General features: G+C 42.0%; 22 protein-coding genes. 21 read left to right on the forward strand and 1 reads right to left on the reverse strand.

Annotation, left to right across the window (positions count from 1 at the left end):
* Window positions 1-2 precede the first annotated feature (2 nt).
* The 21 genes from BVC89_RS09990 to BVC89_RS10095 all read left to right on the forward strand — a co-directional run bounded on the left by BVC89_RS09990 (window position 3) and on the right by BVC89_RS10095 (window position 21,213).
* Window positions 3-449, forward strand: a complete 447-nt coding sequence (locus BVC89_RS09990; RefSeq protein ID WP_086931055.1) for a YcgN family cysteine cluster protein — start codon at window positions 3-5, stop codon at window positions 447-449.
* Between the two features lie 120 nt (window positions 450-569).
* Entirely contained in the window at window positions 570-1,121 is a 552-nt protein-coding gene (locus tag BVC89_RS09995; protein ID WP_158657868.1) for a YceI family protein, read from the forward strand.
* Between the two features lie 53 nt (window positions 1,122-1,174).
* Complete coding sequence (locus BVC89_RS10000; protein ID WP_086931057.1) at window positions 1,175-1,384, forward strand: SlyX family protein; 210 nt, start codon at window positions 1,175-1,177, stop codon at window positions 1,382-1,384.
* Between the two features lie 217 nt (window positions 1,385-1,601).
* Entirely contained in the window at window positions 1,602-2,192 is a 591-nt protein-coding gene (locus BVC89_RS10005) for a carboxymuconolactone decarboxylase family protein (RefSeq protein ID WP_086931058.1), read from the forward strand.
* 195 nt (window positions 2,193-2,387) lie between these two features.
* The gene (locus BVC89_RS10010; protein ID WP_086931059.1) at window positions 2,388-2,729 is read left to right on the forward strand and encodes a hypothetical protein; all 342 of its coding nucleotides are present in this window, start codon (window positions 2,388-2,390) and stop codon (window positions 2,727-2,729) included.
* A 218-nt stretch (window positions 2,730-2,947) separates the two neighbouring features.
* Entirely contained in the window at window positions 2,948-5,365 is a 2,418-nt protein-coding gene (locus tag BVC89_RS10015; RefSeq protein ID WP_086931060.1) for a VWA domain-containing protein, read from the forward strand.
* Window positions 5,366-5,614: 249 nt separating this feature from the next.
* The gene (locus BVC89_RS29665) at window positions 5,615-6,577 is read left to right on the forward strand and encodes a hypothetical protein (protein WP_158657869.1); all 963 of its coding nucleotides are present in this window, start codon (window positions 5,615-5,617) and stop codon (window positions 6,575-6,577) included.
* A 570-nt stretch (window positions 6,578-7,147) separates the two neighbouring features.
* A complete protein-coding gene (locus BVC89_RS10030) occupies window positions 7,148-8,287 on the forward strand; it encodes a sodium:calcium antiporter (protein WP_086931063.1) in 1,140 nt (379 codons plus the stop codon).
* A gap of 139 nt (window positions 8,288-8,426) precedes the next feature.
* Window positions 8,427-8,879 carry a tellurite resistance TerB family protein gene (locus BVC89_RS10035; RefSeq protein WP_086931064.1) on the forward strand — a complete coding sequence of 151 codons (453 nt, stop codon included), beginning with the start codon at window positions 8,427-8,429 and terminating at the stop codon, window positions 8,877-8,879.
* Window positions 8,880-8,886: 7 nt separating this feature from the next.
* Window positions 8,887-9,492, forward strand: a complete 606-nt coding sequence (locus BVC89_RS10040) for an HAD-IB family phosphatase (protein ID WP_086931065.1) — start codon at window positions 8,887-8,889, stop codon at window positions 9,490-9,492.
* Between the two features lie 297 nt (window positions 9,493-9,789).
* Window positions 9,790-10,368, forward strand: a complete 579-nt coding sequence (locus tag BVC89_RS10045; RefSeq protein WP_086931066.1) for a TerD family protein — start codon at window positions 9,790-9,792, stop codon at window positions 10,366-10,368.
* A 316-nt stretch (window positions 10,369-10,684) separates the two neighbouring features.
* Window positions 10,685-11,836, forward strand: a complete 1,152-nt coding sequence (locus BVC89_RS10050; RefSeq protein ID WP_086931067.1) for a phosphoribosyltransferase domain-containing protein — start codon at window positions 10,685-10,687, stop codon at window positions 11,834-11,836.
* Window positions 11,837-12,068: 232 nt separating this feature from the next.
* Window positions 12,069-12,830, forward strand: a complete 762-nt coding sequence (locus BVC89_RS10055) for an HAD family hydrolase (RefSeq protein ID WP_086931068.1) — start codon at window positions 12,069-12,071, stop codon at window positions 12,828-12,830.
* On the forward strand, window positions 12,830-13,963 hold the full coding sequence (locus BVC89_RS10060) for a cysteine protease StiP family protein (RefSeq protein ID WP_216825126.1): 1,134 nt from the start codon (window positions 12,830-12,832) through the stop codon (window positions 13,961-13,963). Before BVC89_RS10055 ends, BVC89_RS10060 begins: the two co-directional genes overlap by 1 nt.
* Window positions 13,964-13,967: 4 nt before the next feature.
* Window positions 13,968-14,864 (forward strand): HpcH/HpaI aldolase/citrate lyase family protein, encoded by an 897-nt coding sequence (locus BVC89_RS10065; protein ID WP_086931069.1) that lies wholly within the window; start codon window positions 13,968-13,970, stop codon window positions 14,862-14,864.
* A gap of 79 nt (window positions 14,865-14,943) precedes the next feature.
* Complete coding sequence (locus tag BVC89_RS10070; RefSeq protein WP_086931070.1) at window positions 14,944-15,546, forward strand: TerD family protein; 603 nt, start codon at window positions 14,944-14,946, stop codon at window positions 15,544-15,546.
* A gap of 84 nt (window positions 15,547-15,630) precedes the next feature.
* Complete coding sequence (locus BVC89_RS10075; protein ID WP_086931071.1) at window positions 15,631-16,275, forward strand: vWA domain-containing protein; 645 nt, start codon at window positions 15,631-15,633, stop codon at window positions 16,273-16,275.
* Window positions 16,276-16,504: 229 nt separating this feature from the next.
* Entirely contained in the window at window positions 16,505-17,551 is a 1,047-nt protein-coding gene (locus BVC89_RS10080; RefSeq protein WP_086931072.1) for a TerY-C metal binding domain-containing protein, read from the forward strand.
* Entirely contained in the window at window positions 17,551-19,038 is a 1,488-nt protein-coding gene (locus BVC89_RS10085) for a PP2C family serine/threonine-protein phosphatase (protein WP_086931073.1), read from the forward strand. The genes BVC89_RS10080 and BVC89_RS10085 overlap by 1 nt, the downstream gene beginning before the upstream one ends.
* Before the next feature lie 163 nt (window positions 19,039-19,201).
* Complete coding sequence (locus BVC89_RS10090) at window positions 19,202-20,701, forward strand: helix-hairpin-helix domain-containing protein (protein ID WP_086931074.1); 1,500 nt, start codon at window positions 19,202-19,204, stop codon at window positions 20,699-20,701.
* Window positions 20,695-21,213 (forward strand): CreA family protein, encoded by a 519-nt coding sequence (locus tag BVC89_RS10095; protein ID WP_086931075.1) that lies wholly within the window; start codon window positions 20,695-20,697, stop codon window positions 21,211-21,213. The genes BVC89_RS10090 and BVC89_RS10095 overlap by 7 nt, the downstream gene beginning before the upstream one ends.
* A gap of 136 nt (window positions 21,214-21,349) precedes the next feature.
* Here the strand turns inward: BVC89_RS10095 and BVC89_RS10100 are convergent, their stop codons facing one another.
* Entirely contained in the window at window positions 21,350-24,097 is a 2,748-nt protein-coding gene (locus BVC89_RS10100; protein WP_086931076.1) for a hypothetical protein, read from the reverse strand.
* Window positions 24,098-24,103: the final 6 nt, after the last annotated feature.

Raw genomic sequence — 24,103 nt, forward strand, 5'->3', positions numbered from 1 at the left:
TTATGTCCGACGTACAGCCATTTTGGCAAACTAAAGAACTGAGTGAAATGACCAGAGAGGAGTGGGAGTCTCTCTGTGATGGCTGTGGTCAATGTTGTCTACATAAACTAGAAGATGAAGACAGTGGTGAGATTTTTTATACCGACGTGGTTTGTCGTTACTCCAATAATGACACCTGTCATTGCGAGCGTTACAGTGAACGTTCGGTATTGGTGCCTACCTGCGTAACACTTACGCCAGAAAATCTTTACGATTACGACTGGTTGCCGCTGACCTGTGCTTATCGACTATTATCCCAAGGAAAGCCTCTTTATAATTGGCACCCGCTCGTCAGTGGAAATCCAGAAAGCGTTCACGAAGCCAGTATGTCCATACGTTATCGTGCTATCAGTGAAGACAACATAAACGAAGACGACCTAGAAGAGCGTATTGTTCACTGGGTCTTGTAAGCCGGCTTATTGAGAACAACTATGCGACCGAATATAACGCACCAGATTCCATATCTTAACGCTGTAAATCGATTTTTTTTATTCACTTGTATTGTATTTTTACTAAGTGGCTGCGCAAGTTTGTTAAAACCAAAGCTTAAACAGCAGCTAGTAGAAATTAAAGGCGGTAACTATCAACTGGATAAGCAACATGCCGCTTTGTTATTTAAAGTGGATCACCTCGGCTTTTCAAAATTTATTGGTCGTTTTAACGCCTTCGATGCAAGCCTGCGTTTTGATTCGAAAAATATTGAGAACTCCTCCCTCGAAGCGCTTGTGGATATGACCAGTGTCGATGTCAATAATGAAAAGTTTGAGCGTGCTCTCAAAGGTCGCTTTTGGTTTGATACTGAAAATTATCCTCAAGCATATTTTAAAACAAACTCAGCCCAACGTATCGATGAAAAAAATATTGAATTTATAGGTGAGCTGACGTTCCTTGGTGTAACCAAACCTATTTCCCTATTTGTTCATGTTAATGGCGCAGCAAACAACTTGCTTACTAGAAAATATACTTTGGGATTTTCTGCTAAAGCCTCAATTATTCGTTCAGAGTATGGTTTAGATCGTTATGTGCCGAGCATTGGCGATGAAATAGAACTGGAAATTCACGCGGAGTTTCAACGTGGTTAAGAGTTTCAACGCGGTGACAGCAAATCGCTCTAGCAATCTGGTAGAACAGCACGATGACTAATGAAGAATATATTCATGATTTACAATCCCGTATCAGTTTTCAGGAAGATACCTTAAATACCTTAAATGAGCGTGTAGCTGAGCAGGAGAAAACAATTATTATGCTACAAAAGCAGCTACAGCATATTTATAAAAAGATGAAAACCCTGGAGATGGCTATTGGTGATAGTGATCAACATGATGTGCCGCCGCCACATTATTAATCACCGTTACACTATTAATAAGTCATACTAACAATAAATAATTAACTCCTATTTTTTCGCCTGGCGCAGCTAGTACGCTTTCGTTTAGAATTGCTAAATGTCGTTTGTGTTGCCAGGGGCTCGTTCACACTAATTTGAGCATGCCCTCGCCAGGTGAAAGTATGCTTTCTGGTAGATGCGATACAATTAGTATTAACAAACCCCAGGAATAGTCGTTATGCCATTAGTGAGCCCTCTTGACGCCAGCCATGATCCGGAAACAGCAGATTTAGCCCGTTTTTTTAATGAGACCTTGGGCTTTTGCCCAAATAGCGTTTTGACAATGCAACACCGCCCTGCGATTGCGCGATCGTTTATCCAGCTAAATAAATCCGTTATGGAAAATAAAGGGCGCGTGACGAGCTCTCTAAAACGTATGGTGGGCTATATTTCGAGTCATGCTACGGGCTGTCGTTATTGCCAAGCGCATACGATTCTCGCCGCTGAACGTTATGGCGCAGACGCAGAAAAACTAGCAAATATATGGGACTATCGAACCCATGACGCGTTTTCAGAAGCCGAGCGTGCAGCTTTAGACTTTGCCTTGGTGGCATCTACTGTCCCTAATGGTGTTGATGACGAGATCAATGCCCGTTTGCATGAGCATTGGAATGATGGCGAAATTGTTGAGTTGTTAGGTGTGATAGCTTTGTTCGGCTACCTTAACCGTTGGAACGACAGTATGGGAACCACCTTGGAGGAGGGGGCTGAAACTGCGGGCAATCGTTTACTCGCTGAAGACGGTTGGAATAAAGGTAAACACTTGTAAGCTTACTGCTACTCTGTGTGCTTAAAAAAACTTGTGGTAGGTCATAGACCTGGGCCTACCATCCTCTGCTTTGTACAAAAAACACTCTCATCACAGCTTTTACTTAAAATATTTGACAAGAATCTATCTATTGCCCTTTTGATATCGCCATAGCGCAGTTAGAATGCGGCTCACAGAGTGAGTATGTAAAAATTTATGTTTACACAAGAAGAATATCTTTCGGCCTGGGCTGTATATCTAGCAGGGACGGCGGTTATGCTAATCGCGTGGTGGTTTATGACAGCCAGAATTCGGTTTAGTGAAACTCGTAATGTATTGCGTATTTTACTGGCAGTATTTTTGTTAGTGCCTTGGTATACCGAGCCCACAGGACGCTACCTCTCTCCGGCTTGGCTGATCAGTATTTTAGAAGGTGCTTTTCAAGGCCCACAGGCTTTTTGGCGGGCGGGAAAGCCACTGCTGATTGCCTTGCTCGCAAGCTTAATGTTATCGAGTTTACTGTATATCGTGTTATGGCTTAAATCTCGTCGACAATAGCACGTATTAGTCTTCTTTCTCCGGTCTTATCATTCTCTTTCTTGCGTCACGCCTGTTAACCTTAATCTGCCTCATGGCTTGGGACTTAATAGGCTTGTTAGCCTAATAGATATAGTTTTTTAGCAAACCTAAAGCTTCGGTGCTATAACTAAAATATATACGTTTGTCTTGGTTTAATACTCAAGTTACTGAGAAAAATGGAGCGTGCCTGATATCCCATGATTTGTCGCCTTAAGGCACTTAGACTCAGCCTTTTCTTCATTATTTACTGCACCTGTTTTTCTAGTTATGGACAGACAGCCGCAGAGCCATTGCCGCCGGATGTCCGCCTAGTTATCGATGTTTCAGGGAGTATGAAGCAAAATGATCCAAATAACCTGAGACAACCTGCTGTCGATCTTCTCGTACAGCTTCTACCAGAAGAGGGCAAGGCCGGTATCTGGACCTTTGGTCGCTGGGTCAACATGCTGGTAAAGCATCAAGCAATTGATGAAAAGTGGCGTAAAGACGCGAGTCAGAAGTCGAAGGAAATTAATTCTTTAGGGCTTTTTACTAATATTGGAGAAGCCTTGGAGAAGGCGCTATATGATATTGAAAATCAGCGCCAAGATCACCGCACCAGTATTATTTTACTTACCGATGGTATGGTGGATATCGATAAAGACCCTACCAAAAACAAAAAAGAATGGCGTCGCATCGTCGATGATATATTACCAAAAATAAAGAACGCCGATGTTACTGTTCACACCATCGCTTTATCTGATAATGCCGACACAGATTTGCTTAACAAGTTATCACTGGGAACCGACGGTATTGCAGCGGTAGCTAAATCTGCCGATGATCTGATGACCGTTTTTCTCAAAGCATTCGATGTCGCTGCGCCAATGGAAGAAGTGCCCTTATCTGACGATGGTTTCGTTGTCGACTCAAGTGTTGAAGAATTTACCGCGTTAATCTTCCGCAGCTCAGATAGCAAGCAAACCCAACTCATTGGCCCTGATAAAGAAGTGGTTACCAGTTCAACCAGCTCAAAATATGTCAGTTGGTATAAAGGTGATAATTACGATTTAATTACCATAAAACAACCCCTTGAAGGTCAATGGGATGTGGTGGCAGATATGGCACCAAACAGCCGCGTTACAGTGGTTAGTAATCTCAATCTGCGCGTTAAGCCATTGCCTAACAATATACTTAGAGATCAGCAGGAGAGCGTCTCCTTTTTTCTACAGGAAGATGGTAACAAAGTAACGCGTGCTGAGTTCCTCTCGTTAATGGATATTTCCATGACGATGTTAGGTGGTCAAGATGAATTTGATTTAAGAGAGATTTGGTCTTCTACGCTGGATACTCAGAATCCCCCAAAAGATGGTATGTTTACTGTTGCGTTGCCAAACTTTGATAAAGAAGGAATTTATCAGTTATCCATCCTCGTAGACGGTAAAAGTTTTGTTCGAGAATTTAATCACCAATTTACCACAAGGCAGCCTTTTGGGGCCGACATAGAGCAAGTTTTTAATGACGGTAAAGTGGAATATGTATTAATTGCCCGTTCATATAATGGCGATGTTGACATAGATAAAACGCAAGTCAGCGCCACGGTTGTTTCCCCTGACGGTCGCAAAAAAATAAGACCTTTATCGTCGACAGATGTAGATACTTGGCAAACTAACATTCGCCCGGAAATCGAGGGCGAATACATTGCCAATATTAAAATTCGGGGTCAGACACAAGATGGTAATAGTTTCAATGTTGAACTTGACCCCGTACGCTTTAACTATTCTATCGATGACGGCTTCGTTGAAAATAAAGAGGATTTTTTTGAGGAGGAAAAAGCCTCTCCTGAACCCACTAAAACTGCCGCACCAGAAGCCACTGCTGAGCCGGCAAAAGAAGAAGATTCTGTTAACGAAGAAGGTCAAGACGCCGAGTCTGAAGGTCTTCCAGATTGGGTATTATATGTCGCTCTTGGGCTTGGTAACCTGCTGCTTTTTGGCTTAGGCTTTCTTGTTTTTAGAAAGATTATGGGAGGTAATAAGGACGAGGAAATCTTAGAGCAGTTCTCAGAAGAAAAAATTACAGAAGGCGAGGATGAGACCGAACAAGCTGAACCAGAACAGGAAGATGAACTGGAAGAAGAACCACCAATGGAAGATCTCGACCCTATTGATGATAGTGATGAGGGAAATGACGATGAAGCGAATGAACCCGAAGTTTTTTCTCCTGAACCTGAGGTTTTTGATGCAGATACACAGAATGCTGAAATAGAGGCAGATTCTACGCAAGAAGACAACTCTGGACAAAGTGAAGCTGGAGAAACTGAAACTGCGCAAGATCAAGATTTCGCTGCTGATAATAATGATGATCCACTCGATGATTTAGATGAAATGGCCATGGTGGAGAACATTGATGAGCAAGAAACACAGGCGTCTGCTGCACAGGATGCTCCAGCAGATGCAAGCCAGGGGGATGAAGGAAGCGAAGCGGGGGAGGATGAAGAAGGTGAAGAAGACATGGTCGCCGCGATGTTAAAGGCACAAGGATTGGATTTAGCGGAGGATGAATTAGACGATGCTATTTCCTCATTAATCGACGAATTAGAAAACGATGAGAGCCTTGATGATATGGATGACGATTAAAGTTGTATGAGTATGCCTTAGATCTACTGTCTTCTGCCGATCTATTGCCAAATTAAATTATATTGCCTACCTATTTTCGCGTCTTTCAATTTCTACTCTTTAAGAATCTTCAGAAGCCATTTTTCGAAGGTATTGCAACCGATGAGGGCCGAACTTTTTTGTCCCTACTTTCACCAATTATCGATTTCTTCTTTATTGATACGCTTTTTCTTTTTATCGACGATACTGAACCCAAAAGGTGTGAAATTCATGACGAACCCGCTAGCTGGAATAGGTAGTCACAACAGGGCAGGATCAACGTCAGCGCTTACCCCGCTGGGAAATACCGGTAATGCGCGGATAATGCATGCTATGTCGGCAAAAAACCAGAGGAATGTGTTTCCAATTGCGGATAAGAGTTTGGCTTTTCAATGGGGGGGAAGGCCGTGGGGCTATCCGCAGCAGCAATATGGCTACCCTCAGCAAGCTTATAACTATCCTCAACAACACTATGGTTACGCCCATCAGGCGCATGTTCATCAACCATATCAGCACTGGAGGCAAGATGGATATGACCAACAACATCACGGCTACAGTCATAGCCGGAGGCGGCATCACCGCCCAGTGGAACCTCGACACACCGCGCCACAAGCGCATTATCACAGCAATAGATTTGGTTTTTTTCGACACATGCCAGCGGCACCTGCACCAGAGGAGAAACATGTTAACTGGGGCTCAGAGGTAAGCCGACAGGAAAGGCATAAGTTAACTCGTTCAAAAAGTGCACGAGAGCTAAGGAAGCAGCAAACAGCAGATGAAGTTTTCAACTTCTCCAACTTGCGCTTTGCCACTAGGCAAAGAGGTAGTAAGCCTACCTTGCACTTTTCTTCAGGTTCTCGTCATGGGCGTCTTAGAGAGCAAGGTGAGGATGGATATCAGAGACAAAAGATAAGAAATGGCTCGAAGCAGTTTTTCTTCCCCAGCCGAGATGCACAAGAGGCTTTTTTAGCCGATGTCCCCAGAAAAAGTTCGCTCAACAAACACATGTCAGCAATGAGAAGACACGGCGGTACTAGCACGCCAACAGCCGGCTACAACCATGTTGAAGTGCACTTTAAACGAGACAAATCGAAAGCTCGCCACCCAAGTTTAGGAAAAGTGGTGTCCGATCGAAGGTTGGAACGACTTCGAGAGCAGGCACCGGGTTTATATCGTAGTAAGAGTTATCGCTAATAACCGCCGCTATAATTGAGCAATGCCTAACTGCACACTATGACAAGGGATAATTTGTGTGCAGATATCTATTTCGAGTTCCTTAATAGACCCGAAAGTAACACAGCTGCACCGATCGTTGTGCAAATCTGTAAGTGGAAGCTTACTTACGCTCAACAGAGATTTTTTTTTTTCAAAATAATGTCATGATGACGGTGTTGAATTGTTGTAATAGCTGCCAGATGGCATTGCGATGTGCTTAATGGTGATTGATTGATCAAAGCCTAATGATATCTTTATTTTGTGACCGCCATCCCTTGTTTTATGAACTGGCGCCACAAATTAGTAAATTTAGGCCGTGAATATTTGGCGTATAGCGGTGGTATATTTAGCTAACAGCTATGATAATGGGCCTCAATAATAATACCTGCAAATTGTGTGATATCGATAAGGTGTTATAAACACTAAGCTGAGTGAGCGTTCATACTTTTTGCCTAGACGACTATTTAGCGTATCACTTAGTATGGCTAAAAATAACAATTTAACGTGTATCGACTTATGATCGATCGCAAATAAAACAGGAGTAAGTGAGTGGATATTATTTTGTCGTTGGTGCTGGTTGTGATATCAACGGGTGTTATTGCGAAGGCGTGCGATGGGTTTGAAACTGCTGCTGATTACCTTGGCAGAAATCTATCAGAAGGGGTGAAAGGCGCATCAATCAATGCTATCGGCAGTTCCATGCCCGAATTATTCGCTACATTTGTCTTCTTGTTTTTATTTACCGACACCAGCGGCTTTGCAGGTGGTATCGGAACCACCGCAGGTAGTGCGGTTTTCAATACCATGATTATTCCCGCAGCCAGTATTATTGCTGCTCTTAAAATGTTCAAGCTAACTTCAATTCCTGTTTCCAAGAAAGTGATTTTACGTGATGGTTTAGCGCTTATTGCCATTGAGTTTGTATTGATCGTAACGATTGGCGCCACTCTCAAGTGGTGGCATGGATTGATGCTAATGCTGCTTTATTTAGGCTACGTAGGTTATATGTTCGCTTCTATGGAAAAGCAGACAGGGGATGATGCTGAAGAGGAGGAAGAAGACGAGGAAGACGATAATGCCCCCTCTTCTAACCGCTTGTTAGCTTTTTTAAAGCTCGACTTAGAAGCCGCAGTTATCGGCAGCAATGACATTAAAACAGCCAATGCTTGGGTGCTCCTTTCTATTGCAACCTCCTTTATTGCTGTAGCCTGTTATTTCTTGGTGTATGGCTGCGAGTTGCTTGGCCATGCTGTAGGTATTGAAGGATATTTTGTGGCTGTTGTTATTGCCGCTGCCGCTAGCAGTGTGCCGGATACTATTTTGTCTATCAAAGATGCGAAAAAAGGCAACTATGATGATGCTGTATCCAATGCGTTGGGCAGTAATATTTTCGATATTTGTTTTGCTCTAGGTTTGCCTCTATTCTTATTCACCCTCATATACGGTGACATCTCAATGCCTGTGGAGATGGTGGCACATGTATCTGAGCTGCGTATCTTGTTACTTGCTTTAACTGTTGCGGCGTTCTTCATCTTCTACTTTGGGGCGGGTACCGGCAAGAAAAAAGCTTATGCTCTACTCAGCTTGTATGTGTTGTTTACGCTTTACATTGTTGCTAGGGCTTATGATATGACATGGATCACACCTGTAGCGGATTTTCTACATGTGATTCAAACGAGTTTGCAGTAACCTTGGTTTGAGTCAATGAGTCCGAAAGCAAGCCATGGTAAAAAATAGAGCGTTCTAAGGTTTTAAATGTGAGATATAGTCCTATATAAATAATATAGTGCTAATGTTGAATCAACCTGTATCAAAAAGGAAAATTAAAATGTTATCAAATTTCTTACGCGAAGCACGTAATAAGCTAAATGATCTAAAAAATGAAGCGCTTAAGTATAAATCTAAAGAGTTTTTAAATGCAGCTCTTGGTGGAAGTGCGCTAGTTATCATGGCTGACGGCAAAGTGGATGCCCAAGAGAAAGTTAAAATGATGGCATTTATAGAAAACCACGAGGCCTTATCTATTTATGATACGTCCGAGGTCGTAAAAACATGGAAGAACTATATCGACACCTTAGAGATGGATATGGATATTGGCAGTGCTAAAGCTATGTCTGCCATTGGTAAAATCAAGGGCAAAGAAGAGCAGGCAAGGTTGGTATTGCGTATGGTGTGTGCCATCGGTGCAGCAGATGGCGATTTTGACGCTGATGAGCGTGCTGTAGCTGCCAAGATCGCACGTGAGCTCGGTCTTGATCCTGCAGAATTTGAGCTAAGCTAAAAATTTAATGAAACTTGCATTATTTGATTTTGATGAAACGCTCATCCGTGAGAATTCTCTGGGTGTGCTATTCAAAGAAGTCACCAAAAAACGCTTTTTATTTCCCGATGTCTTGCCATTATTTTTTCGTGCAAAGACGTATTCGCAGGGGATTAAATTTTCGATTAAGCGGCGTTTATATAAGCGCTGCTTAGTCAATGTTAAAGAAGAGCAATTGACGTCAGCTGGGCGTGTTGCAGCTGCTAGGCTAAACCCGTTAGATAATGTGGTGGAGCGTCTGCATAAATTGCATGAGCAGGGATATACCATATGGATTGTTACGGCAACGCCTACTCCTTTTGTGAAAAGTATTGTCGATACATGGCAATGGCCTATCGCTAAGGTAATCGGCACTGAACTTAATAAAAATGGAAACATCTATACAGGTGAGTTTGGTGCAGAGTGTATGCGTGAAGAAAAAGTAAAGCGGATACAAAAAGTTATCGATGATGAGCAACTGCGGCCTTCTATTGGCGCAGCTTATGGTAATTTACCTGTCGATATTCCGATGATGTCTCTTGCTGCTGAGAGTTATGCTGTTACTCACGGGCGAGTATCTGCTTACCGTTGTTAATGCTTGTCGATAATCTTAGTATGAACAGGCTCTGTACATAATGTTATGTACCATAAGTAAATACTAATAAGTACAAGTTAAACAACATTAATGAACTAATAACGCTTGCGAGTATTCGTTAGCATAAAATTGATTAATTTTGGTCAAGGTTGTCATAGAAATAAGTAGTATTGGTTTTTTACTACTCGCAGTGATGATTTTGTCTCTGGTCTAAGTGCTTGTTAAAGCGCTTATTGCCATGCGCCTGTCAACAGGCTCTAAATTGTTAATTTAACCCAAAACGTAAGGAATAAAAAAATGAGTGTATCATTGCAAAAAGGTGGCAACGTAAGCTTGGAGAAAGCCGCACCAGGTATGACTAAAATTTTAGTCGGACTTGGATGGGATGAGCGTGCAACAGATGGCGCAGAATTCGATTTGGATGCTAGCGTCTTTCTATTGAAAAACGATGGCAAGGTGCGCGGCGACAGCGACTTTATTTTCTACAACAACCTTTCTTCGGGTTGTGGTTCAGTTGTACACCAAGGTGACAATCGCACCGGTGAAGGCGATGGTGATGATGAGGCAGTTAAAGTTGACTTGAGCAAAGTGCCCGCTGATGTCGATAGGATTTCTGTTACTGTTACTATCCATGACGCTGAGTCTAGAAAGCAAAATTTTGGTCAAGTTTCTAACGCTTTTATCCGCGTTGTTAACGATGAAAGTAACCAAGAAGTTGCTCGTTACGATCTGTCTGAAGACTACTCAATTGAGACCGCTATGATTTTTGGTGAGATCTATCGTAACAATGGCGAATGGAAGTTTAAGGCTGTGGGTCAGGGCTATGAAGGTGGTCTTAAAGCTATGGCACAAGGCTTTGGTATTAACATCGGCTAAAACATTAGGGCTTATCAACAGGCCCTAGAAGTGCTTGATATAGAGTGCTTTATGAGCTAATTGTAAAGCGCTCTATAGCTAATGTTTTTAGTTTGTTCGTTTAGCTGTTTTTAGATACAAGATGCACACGGCTAAGCTTAAGTGTATATCAATATTGAATCGCACTTATCAATTAGTGCGTGTTAGATAGTACTAACTAATAGCGCGACTGCTAAAACATTAATGTTTCAGACGAGAAATATTCCTCAATTGTGTTCGTCCATTGAAACTGAAAGGGAAGAATGGAGTAGTATGAAAATAGAAATTAGGATCGATAATGGAGAGTGAAAATGAGGAAAAAGAGAGCGAATTGCCCATAGTGATAAAACATATTCAAGCAGGAAAGCTGACTTTGCATCTAAGCCAAGGGCAAGAACGTTTTGATGAGTTAATTGGTTTGGCTAGCCGAGAAAATCAAAAACGTGGTTTTTTATTTGTCAGTAAAGTTTTGGGCAAGCATGTGCCGGTAAAGCCCTCTGTCATGCGCAAGGTTTACGATGAACTTGCTGCTCGCTGCTGCCAGCAGGGAGATATTGTCGGCGATGGCGATAATATTAATGCTAGCAATATCTACGTGATTGGTATGGCTGAGACAGCTACTGGCTTAGGCGCTGGTTTTGCCGACAGTCTCGCGCAGCAAAACCCTCAGTTAAATGTATATTATCAACATACAACTCGTCATGTTCTGGCGGATCATCAACAATGGTTTTCACTGTGCGAGAGCCACTCCCACGCAGTTGATCATATTCTTTATCATCCTAACCAAACAATTTATGATGGCATTAGTAAGAGTCAATGCTTAGTGCTTGTGGATGACGAAATGACTACCGGTAAGACACTTTTGCAACTCGCCAAAGGTGTACTTAGAAAAATCCCCAGTATTAAAAAAGTGATTATTGTCACACTGGTGAGCTGGCTGGATTCCTCTGCACAAAAAGCTTATGAGCAATTACCTGCCAGTGTTGAGTTTGTGCAAATTATCAAAGGACAATTTAGCTTTGAACCGGATCCTGCATTTTCTGCCCAGCTGCCTGAAAGTGTCGACCGTGATCTGTGTGAAGAAGAGTCACGGGATGATTTAGGGCGAACGGGTTTAAAAATGCCCTACAGATGTGGGCAGATTAGTGAGAGTTTTTTACCCTTGCAAAAACCTGCTGTCGTGGTCGGTACAGGCGAACATTTATATTATCCATTTTTGGTGGCTGAACATTTGGAAAAAACTGCAGATATTGTGTTTCAATCCACCACACGTTCACCCATCTTAAAAGGTGACGCTATCGAACGTAAGACGAGCTTTTCTGCCGGTGGGGACAAAATGCATTATATTTATAATCTTCCTGCTGATAGAACACCAATAATTTTATGTGAAACCGATGCTCTTCGACGAGTCAACGGTTTGCTACGTGGTGACGGTATTGACATTACCTAGCTCTAGAAGCTGTTTCGTAATTTGCAAACGCAGGCGAAACAAGGCAAAAAGAAATGATGGAGCGGAGCTTTTATGGGAAGTAAAAGAGCGCGTTGAGATTATTTCTAATACAGTATTAGCAAGTGTAGTTGTTATGAAATGGCTGCTAGTAATGGAATAAATTCTCTATAACAGGGAGTAAACAAACAAACCGAAACACTATGTGTTGGGTGAGGTATTGCTGGAGTTTTATATGTCGCTGTTACAAAAAACGTTACGACAATCGGATACAAGCAGTTCTAAAATTGTCATCTTTACCGATTTAGATGATAGTTTAATCCAAACAGAGGGCAAGCTTCCGTCAAATGCCCAAACCTTTCTTGGCGCTACCGATCGTACAGGTAAGCCTTTATCATTTTTTACCCAGAGTCAAAAAGCTTTATTGGCTATGTTTGCTAGCGCAAATGCTACCGTTATCCCTGTAACTGGGCGCAATACAGATGCTCTCAATCGTGTGCACCATGATTTTAATAGTTATCGTGTGGTATCTCATGGTGCTGTAGTGCTAACAAGAGATGGAAAACTTTGCCAGAACTGGCTGGGCGAAATTGATCGCGAACTATCTCATTGGCCGGAGTTACTTGCAAAGGCTAACCAAGAAATTAATACTATCATTAGTTCATTACGACTTGATGCCAGATCACGTGTTATTGTCGATCAGGATATTCCTGCGTATATATCAGTTAAAGGCGAATCAAAAGCGCTGGCAGCTATTCGGCAAAACCATTCCTTAGATCATCACTTTTATCGCCATGAAAATGGTCGTAATCACGCACTGATGCCACCCTATGCGAGGAAGAAGCGAGCGGTGGAATATCTCAAAAAGCAGATGCAGTTAGACGATAATGATCTTATTATTGGTATAGGTGACAGCATATCCGATCTGGATTTCATGCATGCATGTCAGTTTTCCATGATGCCGACTAACAGCCAAATTGTGCGAGATAAATTGTAATGATGGTGGAAGATAGATCTGTGACTCTCCATACTGCTATTTTTAATACACCTCTTAAGGGCAGCTATGATGCTGACGACTGTCTTTTCTTGCTCAAACCAATTAAGGCCGATTATCAAACTATCGATAATAAAGAAAAATTGATTCAGTCCGGCCAAATGCATTACTCGCAAATGATTCATAAAGAATCACCACCGACTAAAGAATACACCCAGCTGTTTTATCAAATGACTGCTAAGTATAAATCCCGTTTGGCAAGAGAGATCATGACTCTTGCCAGTTTAATATGTGAAGCCAGAACGGAAGAAGTTACGGTTTTATCTTTAGCGAGAGCGGGAACGCCAATAGGCGTGTTGTTACAGCGTGCAATCAGCCAATATTTTCAACGTAAGTCGACTCATTACTCCATATCCATTGTGCGTGATAGAGGCATTGATAATGTGGCTCTTGATTATGTTTTGGCGAGTGGACATACGCCTGAGAGTATCGTTTTTGTAGACGGTTGGACAGCCAAAGGGGTGATTACTCGCGAGCTTCATCAAGCGATCGAAGGATACAACGCAGCGCGTAATACTAACATCTCACCACAGTTATTTGTGGTGTCGGATATTGGGGGAACGGCGGATGTACAAGCGACTTTCGACGATTATACAATCCCCAGCGCGTTAATGAACTCTACAGTTTCTGGCTTGATTTCTCGCTCAATTCTCAATGAACAGATAGGGCCCAACGATTTTCACGGCTGTGTTCGCTATCAGCATTTGGCCGAGCATGATCTATCGCGCTGGTTTGTGGATGAAGTTTTTGGCGAAATGCAAAAAAGTGTACGGACAGAGGTCGTCAGTGAGTCAAAAATAAAACGACGTGAAAGAACGGAAGACTTCCTTAGATCTATCCAAGTAAGTTATGGTATAACTGACATCAATCGCATTAAGCCAGGTATCGCAGAGGCGACGAGGGTGTTATTGAGGCGGGTTCCGGATAAACTGCTTATTCGTCGCCGGGGTGACGATGGCACTCTTCATTTGGAACGCCTAGCACTTGAAAAGTCTGTGGATGTGATTGAAGTGCCAGATATGCCATTTGGCGCCTGTTCTCTTGTGAAAGATGTAGCTAACAATAATAAGGGTTAAGTGCATGCGAGAATATACTAGCTACTACGATCTTGGTGCTACACTATATACGCCATGCACCCATGGCAAATTGTCTTCCTTGCTCGAAGAAGGTCCGAGCAATGTGCGCTCAAGAGTTTTTTGTTTAGAAGACGCTGTACGAGAAGATGAGCTCTCGATTGCACTTAACAACTTAAAGCAATCTCTTAAAACATGTGCTGATAACCCCAGACAATTTTCTAAGGTAAAAAAATTTATCCGCCCACGCAATCCTCTCGTGCTTTCAGAAATATTGTGTTACGAAAATATTGAGCAGGTCGATGGTTTTGTTTTACCAAAGTTTGATCTCAATACCGCGCACCTTTATAAAAAAGTTATTGAAGAGCGCTGCGGTGAACGTTTTTCTTATATGCCTACCTTAGAAACTGCCCAGGCATTTGACAAAAATGCCATGCAAAAACTTTCCCGTATACTTAAGTCATGGGGCGACAGCGCAATATGCTTGCGCATTGGTGGCAATGATCTTATGAGTCTTTTGGGGATCAAACGTATGCGTGGAATGACAATTTACGAGACACCTTTGCGTACAGTGATTGATCAGCTTATTATTACTTTTAGACCCGAAGGCTATGAATTGTCCTCTCCTGTATTCGATATTATCGATGATGCCGATACGTTGAAAAAAGAGGTGGAGATGGACATCGCTTATGGCTTTTATGCCAAAACCGCCATTCACCCTAGACAGATAGGGATTATTGAAAATGCTTTTTTAGAATTTACCGAACAACACTGCGATCAAGTAGAGAAAGTTTTGGATGCAAGGTCACGTGCAGTTTTTAGCACTAATGGTCAAATGATGGAAACTACCTGTCATAAGGGATGGGCAAAGAGAGCTAGCCGGTTGGCAAAAAAATACAATTGATGAAGAATGACGATACGATATTTTAATTTTTAACTACGTCTATTTTACTTAACATTAACAGCAGGATGGAGAGACAACTATGGCAATTTCACTACAAAAAGGACAGCGCATTAGCTTAGAAAAAGATGGTGGGCAAATCAATAAAATGTGTGTTGGCGTTAACTGGGGAGCGATCGAGAAAAAAGGTTTTTTCGGTGGAACCAAAAAAGTGGCCGTTGACTTAGATGCGAGCTGTGCATGTTTCGATGGTAACAAACAGCCTATTGATGTTATCTATTTTGGGAATTTGAACGGCCAAGGTATTGCTCATTCAGGAGATGACTTAACCGGCGATATGGACGGCGATGATGGTTTAGATAACGAAGTTATCGTGGTGGACTTAACCAAAGTTCCTGCTAACGCAGAGCAAATTGTGTTCGTGCTGAACTCATTCCAAGGGCAGGATTTTAAAGATATTCCCTTCGCTTCTATTCGTTTATACGAAGGCACACCCTCACGAGTCGACAGTATCTTCGCCACTTTTGATATCGCCAACGATCCTAAATTCGCCGGTGCCGTGTCTATGGTGATGGGCAAACTGTACAAGAAAGATGGCAAATGGAAGTTTACTGCATTTGGCGAAACCACTAGCGATCGCAAACTAGAACAAACATTACAAACCGTTTCTTCTAGTTATTTATAAGTTACTTTTTTGATTAATGTGGAAAACGGGGTGAGCGCGTCAACCTAATGACATGACCTTATGTTTTCCACACAGGAGTTTAACATGAGCAGACGATTACCCGTTTATCTACTTATAGACAGTTCCGGCTCGATGCACGGAGAGCCGATTCATGCCGTTAATGTCGGCATCAGCTCGATGCTCTCGGCCCTGCGACAAGATCCCTATGCACTTGAATCTGTGCACATCTCACTAATAACATTCGATCGTGAAATTAAAGAGTTAATGCCATTGACGCCTTTAGAAGAGGCGCAAATTAGTGATATTGAACTGCCTCGCTCAGGAGCCACCCATTTGGGGGAAGGCTTGGAGTTTTTGATCGACAAAGTGAAACACAACGTTGTCAAATCATCAGAAGATGTGAAAGGGGATTTTCGTCCCATGTTGTTTATTATGACCGATGGTTCACCTTCGGACTTAATGGCATTTAACGACGCAATTCCTAAACTGAAAGAATGTAATTTTGCTGAGATTATTGCCTGTGCCGCTGGACCTAAAGCCAACACAGACTATTTAAAACAAATAACTGAAACGGTTGTTGTGCTCGATAGTATGGACAGCTCGGCCTTTGCGCAATTTTTCAAGTGGGTCAGCGACTCTATTACCGCAGGTTCAATGAGCGCAGGTGTCGACGGTGGTATGGATAATAAGTTACCGCCTCCACCACCCGAAGTTCAGATTGTACTATAAGTAAAGTTAGCGATTAGCCCGGTAGCTATTTACTGGCAGGATATATGAAAAGAGTACACATCATTACCAGACACGTTGTAAATACGTCCTTGTACGCTCTGCGTCGGCGTCCTGCCTCCGACGGTCTGATAATGATATGTTCTCTCTATTTCCGTTTTACATGCATTCCAGGCTAATACCAATGCGAGTAAGACTTCAGCAGATAAATACTCAACAATAGGAGGTGAGTATGCGTCGTTTACCAATTTTTTTTGTATTAGACGTCTCCGAATCAATGATTGGCGAACCCCTTCGTCGAATGGAACAGGGAATAGAGCAAATTGTTTCGACCCTAAGACAAGACCCTCATTCTCTAGAAACCGTTTTTATCAGTTTAATTGCCTTTGCCGGCAAAGCCAAAGCGATTACACCCTTAATTGATTTGGTAAGTTTTTACCCGCCGAAAATGCCTGTTGGCGGGGGCACGGCTCTGGGTGAAGCTCTCGATGTATTAATGGAACAAATCGAAACGAAAGTAGAGAAAACCACCTATGAAAAGCGTGGTGATTGGGAGCCTGTGGTATTTTTAATTACCGATGGCAAACCTACCGATAACCCTAGTAAGGCTGTCCAACGATGGCGAACTGAGTTTGCCTCTCGCGCTTCTATGGTGGCAATTACTCTAGGTACGAATGCGGATATGCAAGTGCTAGGGCAGCTTACTGAAAATGTTTTGGCTTTGGAGAATTCGACGGAAGAAGACTTCCGCAAGTTTATTGAGTGGGTCAGTGCTTCAGTAAGAGCGCAAAGTCAAAAAGTTGAAGTGGAAGGTAAAACCGGCGGTGTCTCCCTTGAAAAAGCAGAAAGTTCAGGTATGACTGTAGTTGATAATGTGGATACCTTTGCTGTCACAGATCCTGACTTCGTCGTACTTACTGGTAAATGTTCGAAGAATAAAAAACCTTACCTTCTTAAATATGCGCGTAGTAAAACAGACGGTATTAGTTTTATAAAAACTCAGCACTTTGGTTTAGAAGGTGCTTTTGCTTTAGATGAAGGCTACTTTGAGTGGAGTTCGGAAACAACCACGCAAGAAAGTGTTAATACTTCAGCGCTCGATGGTGTTCCCCCCTGTCCTCAATGTGGCAACCCCACCAGTTTTGCTATCTGTGAATGCCAGCGCTTGCTGTGTTTAGATAGTACTGGCTTAGCGACTTGCCCTTGGTGCTCAAAATCACTCCAGTTTGATATGAGTGGTGGCGGCGGCAATTTTGATGTTAACCGTGGACAAGGATAATGCCTGATTTAAAAAAAATAGTGCGCGCAATAATGCAAGAGTCGGGTTACGACGTGGACACACCTATGGCGGATCGTGCCATAAGCCAATTATTAAAAAATAATAACATTCAGCATTGTGCTTATCGACTTGAACAAGAGATGGCAAATGCTTTGCAAACATATCCAGTGAATTTAATTAAGCGAGACCCTCTGGCTAAGCTGAAAGCAAAACACTACAGAGTTACGTCAACCTCTAAAAAACAAAATATGCACGTTATGACAATTAAAATGCGAGTGCCGAACTTGACTGCCGGTAAAGCGTTTAATGAAAAAATTCTGTTGCTCGATAGTGTCGATGGCAGCCTCGAGCTATGTAATAACAGTGATATTTCGTTAATAGAGGGCTTGGTGGTAGATCTCGATAACTTTTCTATTACAGGTAGTATTGAAAAAGCCGGAGACTACGAGCTTACTTTATACGCATTCCTGCTATTACCTAACGGAGAAAAAAGAAGAGTTCAAGGGCTACTCAAAATAACCGTTAATCCAGATCCTAGATCGCTATGGAAAAACTTACCCTCCGATGAATCTGCGAGATTTCATAAGCCTGACACACATGCTGATGTGGCAGAAAATGAAGATCTGCTATTGATGGGAGCTAGTATACGTGGCCGCTCCCATGCGCACAAAGGTATTCATCGAGATGACGATTTTAGACTCGCTTGTAAGCCCTCATCTGAATGGAGCGTTTTGTGTGTCGCCGATGGCGCTGGGTCATGTAAGTATTCTCGCAGAGGGGCTGAGGTAGCGACTATTAAATCCACGCGAACATTACAAGATACCCTAAATGGTCATTTTGGTGAGTCTCTAGAAAGTGCCTATAGTGCCTATCAAAAAGATGCTAGCGAAGAACACAAACGACAACTACAAGAAGTATATAGACAGACTATTGTTAAGGCTGTCTATGATGCAGCACTGGCCATTCAAAACGAAATCGATGAAGAGCAAGGAGATCGTTTTAAAGACTTTTCTACCACCTTACTGCTTGCCGCACATAAGCCTGTCGATGATGGACATTTAATCTTATCTTTTTGGGTTGGCGATGGCGCTGTAGCGGTGTACAACAAAAATAAAAGTATTGAATTACTTGGCAATCCTGACTCAGGAGAGTTTGCAGGCCAAACACGCTTTCTCGATGGCAAAATGTTTGAAGACCACAGTGTTTACCAGCGCATTTCTTTGCGAAAAGTAGATTCCATAACAGCTTTGATTCTCGCTACTGACGGCATTACCGATCCTTGGTTTGACACAGAAAAAGAAATGAATGAAGTGGCGAAGTGGGACACGTTATGGCAAGAAATAGAACCTGCTATCGTCAATCAAGATCGCGATGAAGGAAAAGAAAAATTACTTGACTGGATGGGCTTCTGGTCTGCCGGCAACCACGATGACCGTTCCATCGCTATTTGTTGTCCAAAACAACTGGCTAAAATAGTTAAGAAATAAAAAGCACAGCAAGCCAGGAAGGCTTGCTCATTGGCCCTTTTGGCCAATGCGAGCCATTAAAATGCCAGCAAAATCCCACTTTTGCGTTGAGCATTTTAATGGCGACCTCCTAAAAAAAGCAGGACGCTTTTTTTAGGAGATAAAAAGAAACAAAGGAAGCATAATGTCTGTATGTAAACTTACAGCCCTCGATGGCAGCGATGTAGAATTTGTCGATGATAAAGTCATTGGTTCGGGCACCATGAAAGATGTCTACTTTAGCCCGTGCAAAAATTACGTTGTTGCTTTTTATCGCGAAGCCTTAGATGACGCCAGTTATCAACGTTTAGAAATGATTACAGGCCCATACCGTGAAAAGATTTTTGCAACTGAGCAGGGCGAATATTGGAAGAATTTATTTTGCTGGCCTGAAAAAATAGTCAAATATAATGGCTTAGTGGGTGTTGTGATGCCAGTATATCGTTCTCACTTTTTTTTCCAGCATGGCTCGGTTAATGACGATTTTCTTAAAATTAAAGGTAAAGAAAAACAAGGTAAGTGGTTTGCTTCTGCGAATAATCAGAATCGTTTTCTAGACGAGAGGGAAAAAGGCGACTGGCTAAGTTATTTGCGTATCAGTTTAATGATTGCTCGTGCGGTGCGTCGTCTACATGCAGCAGGCCTCGCGCACTCAGATCTAAGTTACAAAAATGTTATTGTTTCTCCTGTGACAGGCCATGCGACTATTATTGATATTGATGGTTTAGTGGTGCCGGGGAAATATCCACCAGATGTCGTGGGAACACCGGACTTTATTGCACCAGAGGTTGTGGCCAGTGCACATTTAGCCAAAGATGATCCAAAACGAGCGCTGCCTAATATTAATACCGATAGGCACGCGTTGTCTGTCCTAATATATAATTACTTATTGCTCAGACACCCGTTAAGAGGTGATAAAGTACACGATCTTGACCCACAAAGAGATGAAACTTTACTGATGGGGGAGAAAGCTTTGTTTGTCGAACATCCATCTAATAAAGAAAATGTCATCGATGTGGATAAAGCCAAGCCCAGTGAATTACCATGGAAAGATACACAAAAACTTCCCTATACGATTACCGGGCCTTACCTAAGCCAGTTATTTGAGCGCGCTTTTATCGAAGGTCTACACGAGCCGAAAAAGCGCCCTACGGCGGATGAATGGGAATCGGCGTTAATTAAAACGATCGACTTGGTACAACCTTGCCAAAATCAACGTTGCCAGCAAAAATGGTTTGTCTTCGACAACAGCACATCACCCAAATGTCCATTTTGTAGCACACCTTACCAAGGTTTGTTGCCCGTTATTAATTTATATTCTGAGCGTGGCGAAGGAAGTTTTAGCTCGGATAATCACCGTTTAATGGTGTATTCCAATCAGTCTCTATTCCCATGGCACACTAATCGTTTAATCCAGCCTAATGAACGGTTAAAGCCTGTGAATAAACATCGTCAAGGTTATTTCGTATTGCACCAAAATCAATGGTATCTTGTTAATGAACGTATGCATGGCCTTATCGATGCGACAACTAAAGAGCCGTTGCCCATTGGCTCTCAAATTAAGTTGCATGATGGTTTACAATTATTGATTGGCCGCGAGCCGGGTGATCGCTTGTTTCATATTCAAATGGTGGAAGGATGTTAAAAAATTTTTTTCGACGTGTCATTCAAGTGTTAGTTATTGTTGCGATTGTAGTAGCGCTGATATTTACTGCTATGTATTTTCTTACTGACCGTGAAAATCAAGTGGGTGATGTTTCTTTAGGTGTTCTCACATCGAGAGATATTAAAATAGAAAAAATGGTCGACCCTAAAATTCCTGGCGTTACCTGCTATATTGCCCATGTTAAAGGTAACTTCGATTTTGTCGATCCCAGCAATTCGTCTATATCCTGCCGTCAAACGGGGCCTATTAATATCGAACATATGCAGAGTATTGATCTGAGTGACCATGGAGAGATTGTTTTTAAGAAGTCTAAATCAATCTTTCTTAAAGCAATGAAAATTCGTCGAATATTCGATAAAAATTCTAAGACCTTGTTATATCTTTCCTATTCCACCACAGAAATTGACGGCAACTACGAACATTCTTTATCGACCGTGCCGCTATACGGCAACCCGGTATGGGATGAAGTGGACAGCTTAATGGCGCTATAAAAATAGCATTTGTGTGGGTTCTTTGAGTCTTAAGGGGTATCTCTATGAATAAGAGCATACCCCCCTGGAACTCTAATAATTAGCGCTTAACTTTAAACTCTATTTCAAAGTCCTGAAAAATACTTTCGCTTGATGGCTAATTTGTTGCGGATATTCGATAAATTTTTACATCAAAAGGTTCGTACCTAGCGGCAAAACCAGACGCAACAGTAGGTATTTCTGTGCCAGATAATACTCCTTCCTTTACTTTCTGTCCCGGTAGCAAAATAGGTTCCAGCTGGAAAATAGCAGTATGTGCTTTATTAGTAATATTCACAGTAATAAGTGTATGTGTGCCGTCAACATGTCTTTTCAGCAAGCTTCTGATAGGAAGTTCTCCGTTTGCCGTGTGGTTTTGACTCATCAACTTAATAGAGTAATTTTTATTAGATGTCGGTGATAGAATTATCTCCTTCAAGCTTTCTATTTCAGTATTCAGAACTTTTGAGGCTTGCCATAAATGCGTTAAACCTTGGTCTGGAGCAATGCCTGTTAATTCACTATTGATTTGCGGACTGTGATATAAGAATGATAGTAGGCCTGTAGCACCATGTACAATACTGGTATACACCATGGCTCTTAATTCTTCTTCAGTCGGAGCATCAAAATCAAAGTTACCACAGCTATCTTGGCTATCGAACGTTTGATAAACAAACCAATTTGGTTTAGCTTCTCGTGTTTCTATTCTGGCCTGACTAACAGTATTGGCAATCTCTTCTAAGCTAGTAAGAGGTACCGCTCCTCCCTCACACATATCCTGTCGAGTATTGCGCTTAGGGTAAGCATCATGTGCTGTAATTTCTCCTAACTTTGCAAAAGCCTTCCAGCTGTTTTCTATGGCAGGGTCACTGTCTTGTGGTACAAATGGCACATTTACGTGAAAAAATACCTGTGAATTTATATCTGAGTATGCGTCGTAAATTGATGTTAAGTCATTAAGTGTTTGTTGCGGGCCAACACTATAATTTATTGGCTCGTCAGCGGTGTAAAAACCAAATACCCTATTTTTTGTGCTTTCTGGAAGATTGATCATTGGATTCTTAAAGCGGTATACGCTGAGCTGCTGATTATTACCAGTGTTATTTAATGTCCAAAATTCATGCTGTACACCGCGATCAACAAAACGATAAACGCCTATGTTATCTGTACCATCCCCATTCCAGTCGCCGGCAATAGGCAAATCGCCGTGATTACCTAAGTCAATAGATGTGAATGGCTCGGAGTAAATATCCTGGTATAACCAGAATCGACGAGTTGAAGGACGATAGGTGGCGATTCCATCTGCACCTTGCCCATCCCAATTACCAGCTACAATGATATCACCAGGGTTACCAAAGGTTGTTATCCTGAATGGCATAGAAGCATTGAGGTTTTGATAAAAGCGAATTTCTCTTGTACTTGGACGGTAAAGCGCAAAGCTTTCTCGTCCGTCCCCATCCCAATCACCAACTATTGGCAGATCCTCATCTAAGGCAGAAGCCACGTTGTTTACTGTAATCGTCTCATTGCCGAGAATATCATGATAGAACCAAAATTGCCGTTGATCGGGTTTGTAGATAGCTAGGCCGTCGTGGCCATTATTATTCCAGTCACCAAACAAATATCTATCACTATTATCTCCTATAACATTGACAAAGTCTGGCTTTTTATCTCCATCTAGATCTAATGCCAAATTATTGCCTGAAGATGCACCAAAGCTATCACTACCGTTATGGAATTTTCCGACTAATGGTGCGCTAGAAAACTCCTTAAAATAATGAATAACCTTAAAGTTTGGTAAATTGTCTAACGAATTTAATTGAGAATCTTTCAATGGATAATACGTTGGCCAAATCATAGCTAAGTTAAATCCTGCGTTATCTAGCTCCTCAAACCTATCTGGGTCGGCGTTGTAGATTCCTCTCGGAATAAACGACCTATTAGTATCAAATTTTGTGAGCAAATTTCCCTCGCGGTCAAAATGAGGAACATTTTCTTGATAGAACTTTTGAATACCTAAAGATGCATCATGAAATTCTCCATCTATCCATACAACATATGAAATTGCTTCTTTATTGAATAGGTCTTTTAGCCAGAACTCTTTGCTTCCTGCATTGGTAATGCGAAACACACCAATACCATCTTTACCATCGCCATCCCAGTCTCCAACAATTGGAATATCGCCAGAATCACCAAAGTCGTGTGACACAAAGGGAGCGGTATTAAGCTCTTGATAAAAAGAGAATTGCCTAGTCTGCGGATTGTAAATGGCGATACTATCTTTACTATCACCATTCCAGTCGCCTACAAGTGGAATATCGTTGACATTTCCGTAATCTCTTGAATAAAAAGGTTCTGACGAATCGATAGATTGATAAAAACTTATTGTTCGAGTTGTCGGTCGATAAGTTGCGAAGCCATCGATTCCGTCGCCATCCCAATCGCCAACTAACGGTATATCGCCAATATTTCCAGCTTCTCTTTGATGATAAATTATTTGACTGTTTAATTTTTCGTAAAAATAAAAAAAGCGCGTATGTGGCCGATATAAAGCGAAGCCTGCAATACCGTTTCCGTAGCTATCTTTTTTCCAAATTCCTGATAAAAACTGATCGCCATGATTACCCGCCGATACGGTAATGTTATCTATTTGACCATCTCGATTGCCGTCAAGTTTACCTAACCTTTCTAGTGGGTTCCATAGACCAATATGATCAGGCTCAATAAATGAAGTGTTGGGCTCACCATTCCATTTTCCCGCAATAGGGATTAGGTTGTTTGATTGAATAGCAAGGGAGATATTTGAGATTATGAGGAGTAGAGAAGTTGTGATGGAGAACGTGACTTTTCTCAGGATTTTTTCCATTTAATA

Source organism: Agarilytica rhodophyticola (assembly GCF_002157225.2).
GTDB classification, from domain to species: domain Bacteria; phylum Pseudomonadota; class Gammaproteobacteria; order Pseudomonadales; family Cellvibrionaceae; genus Agarilytica; species Agarilytica rhodophyticola.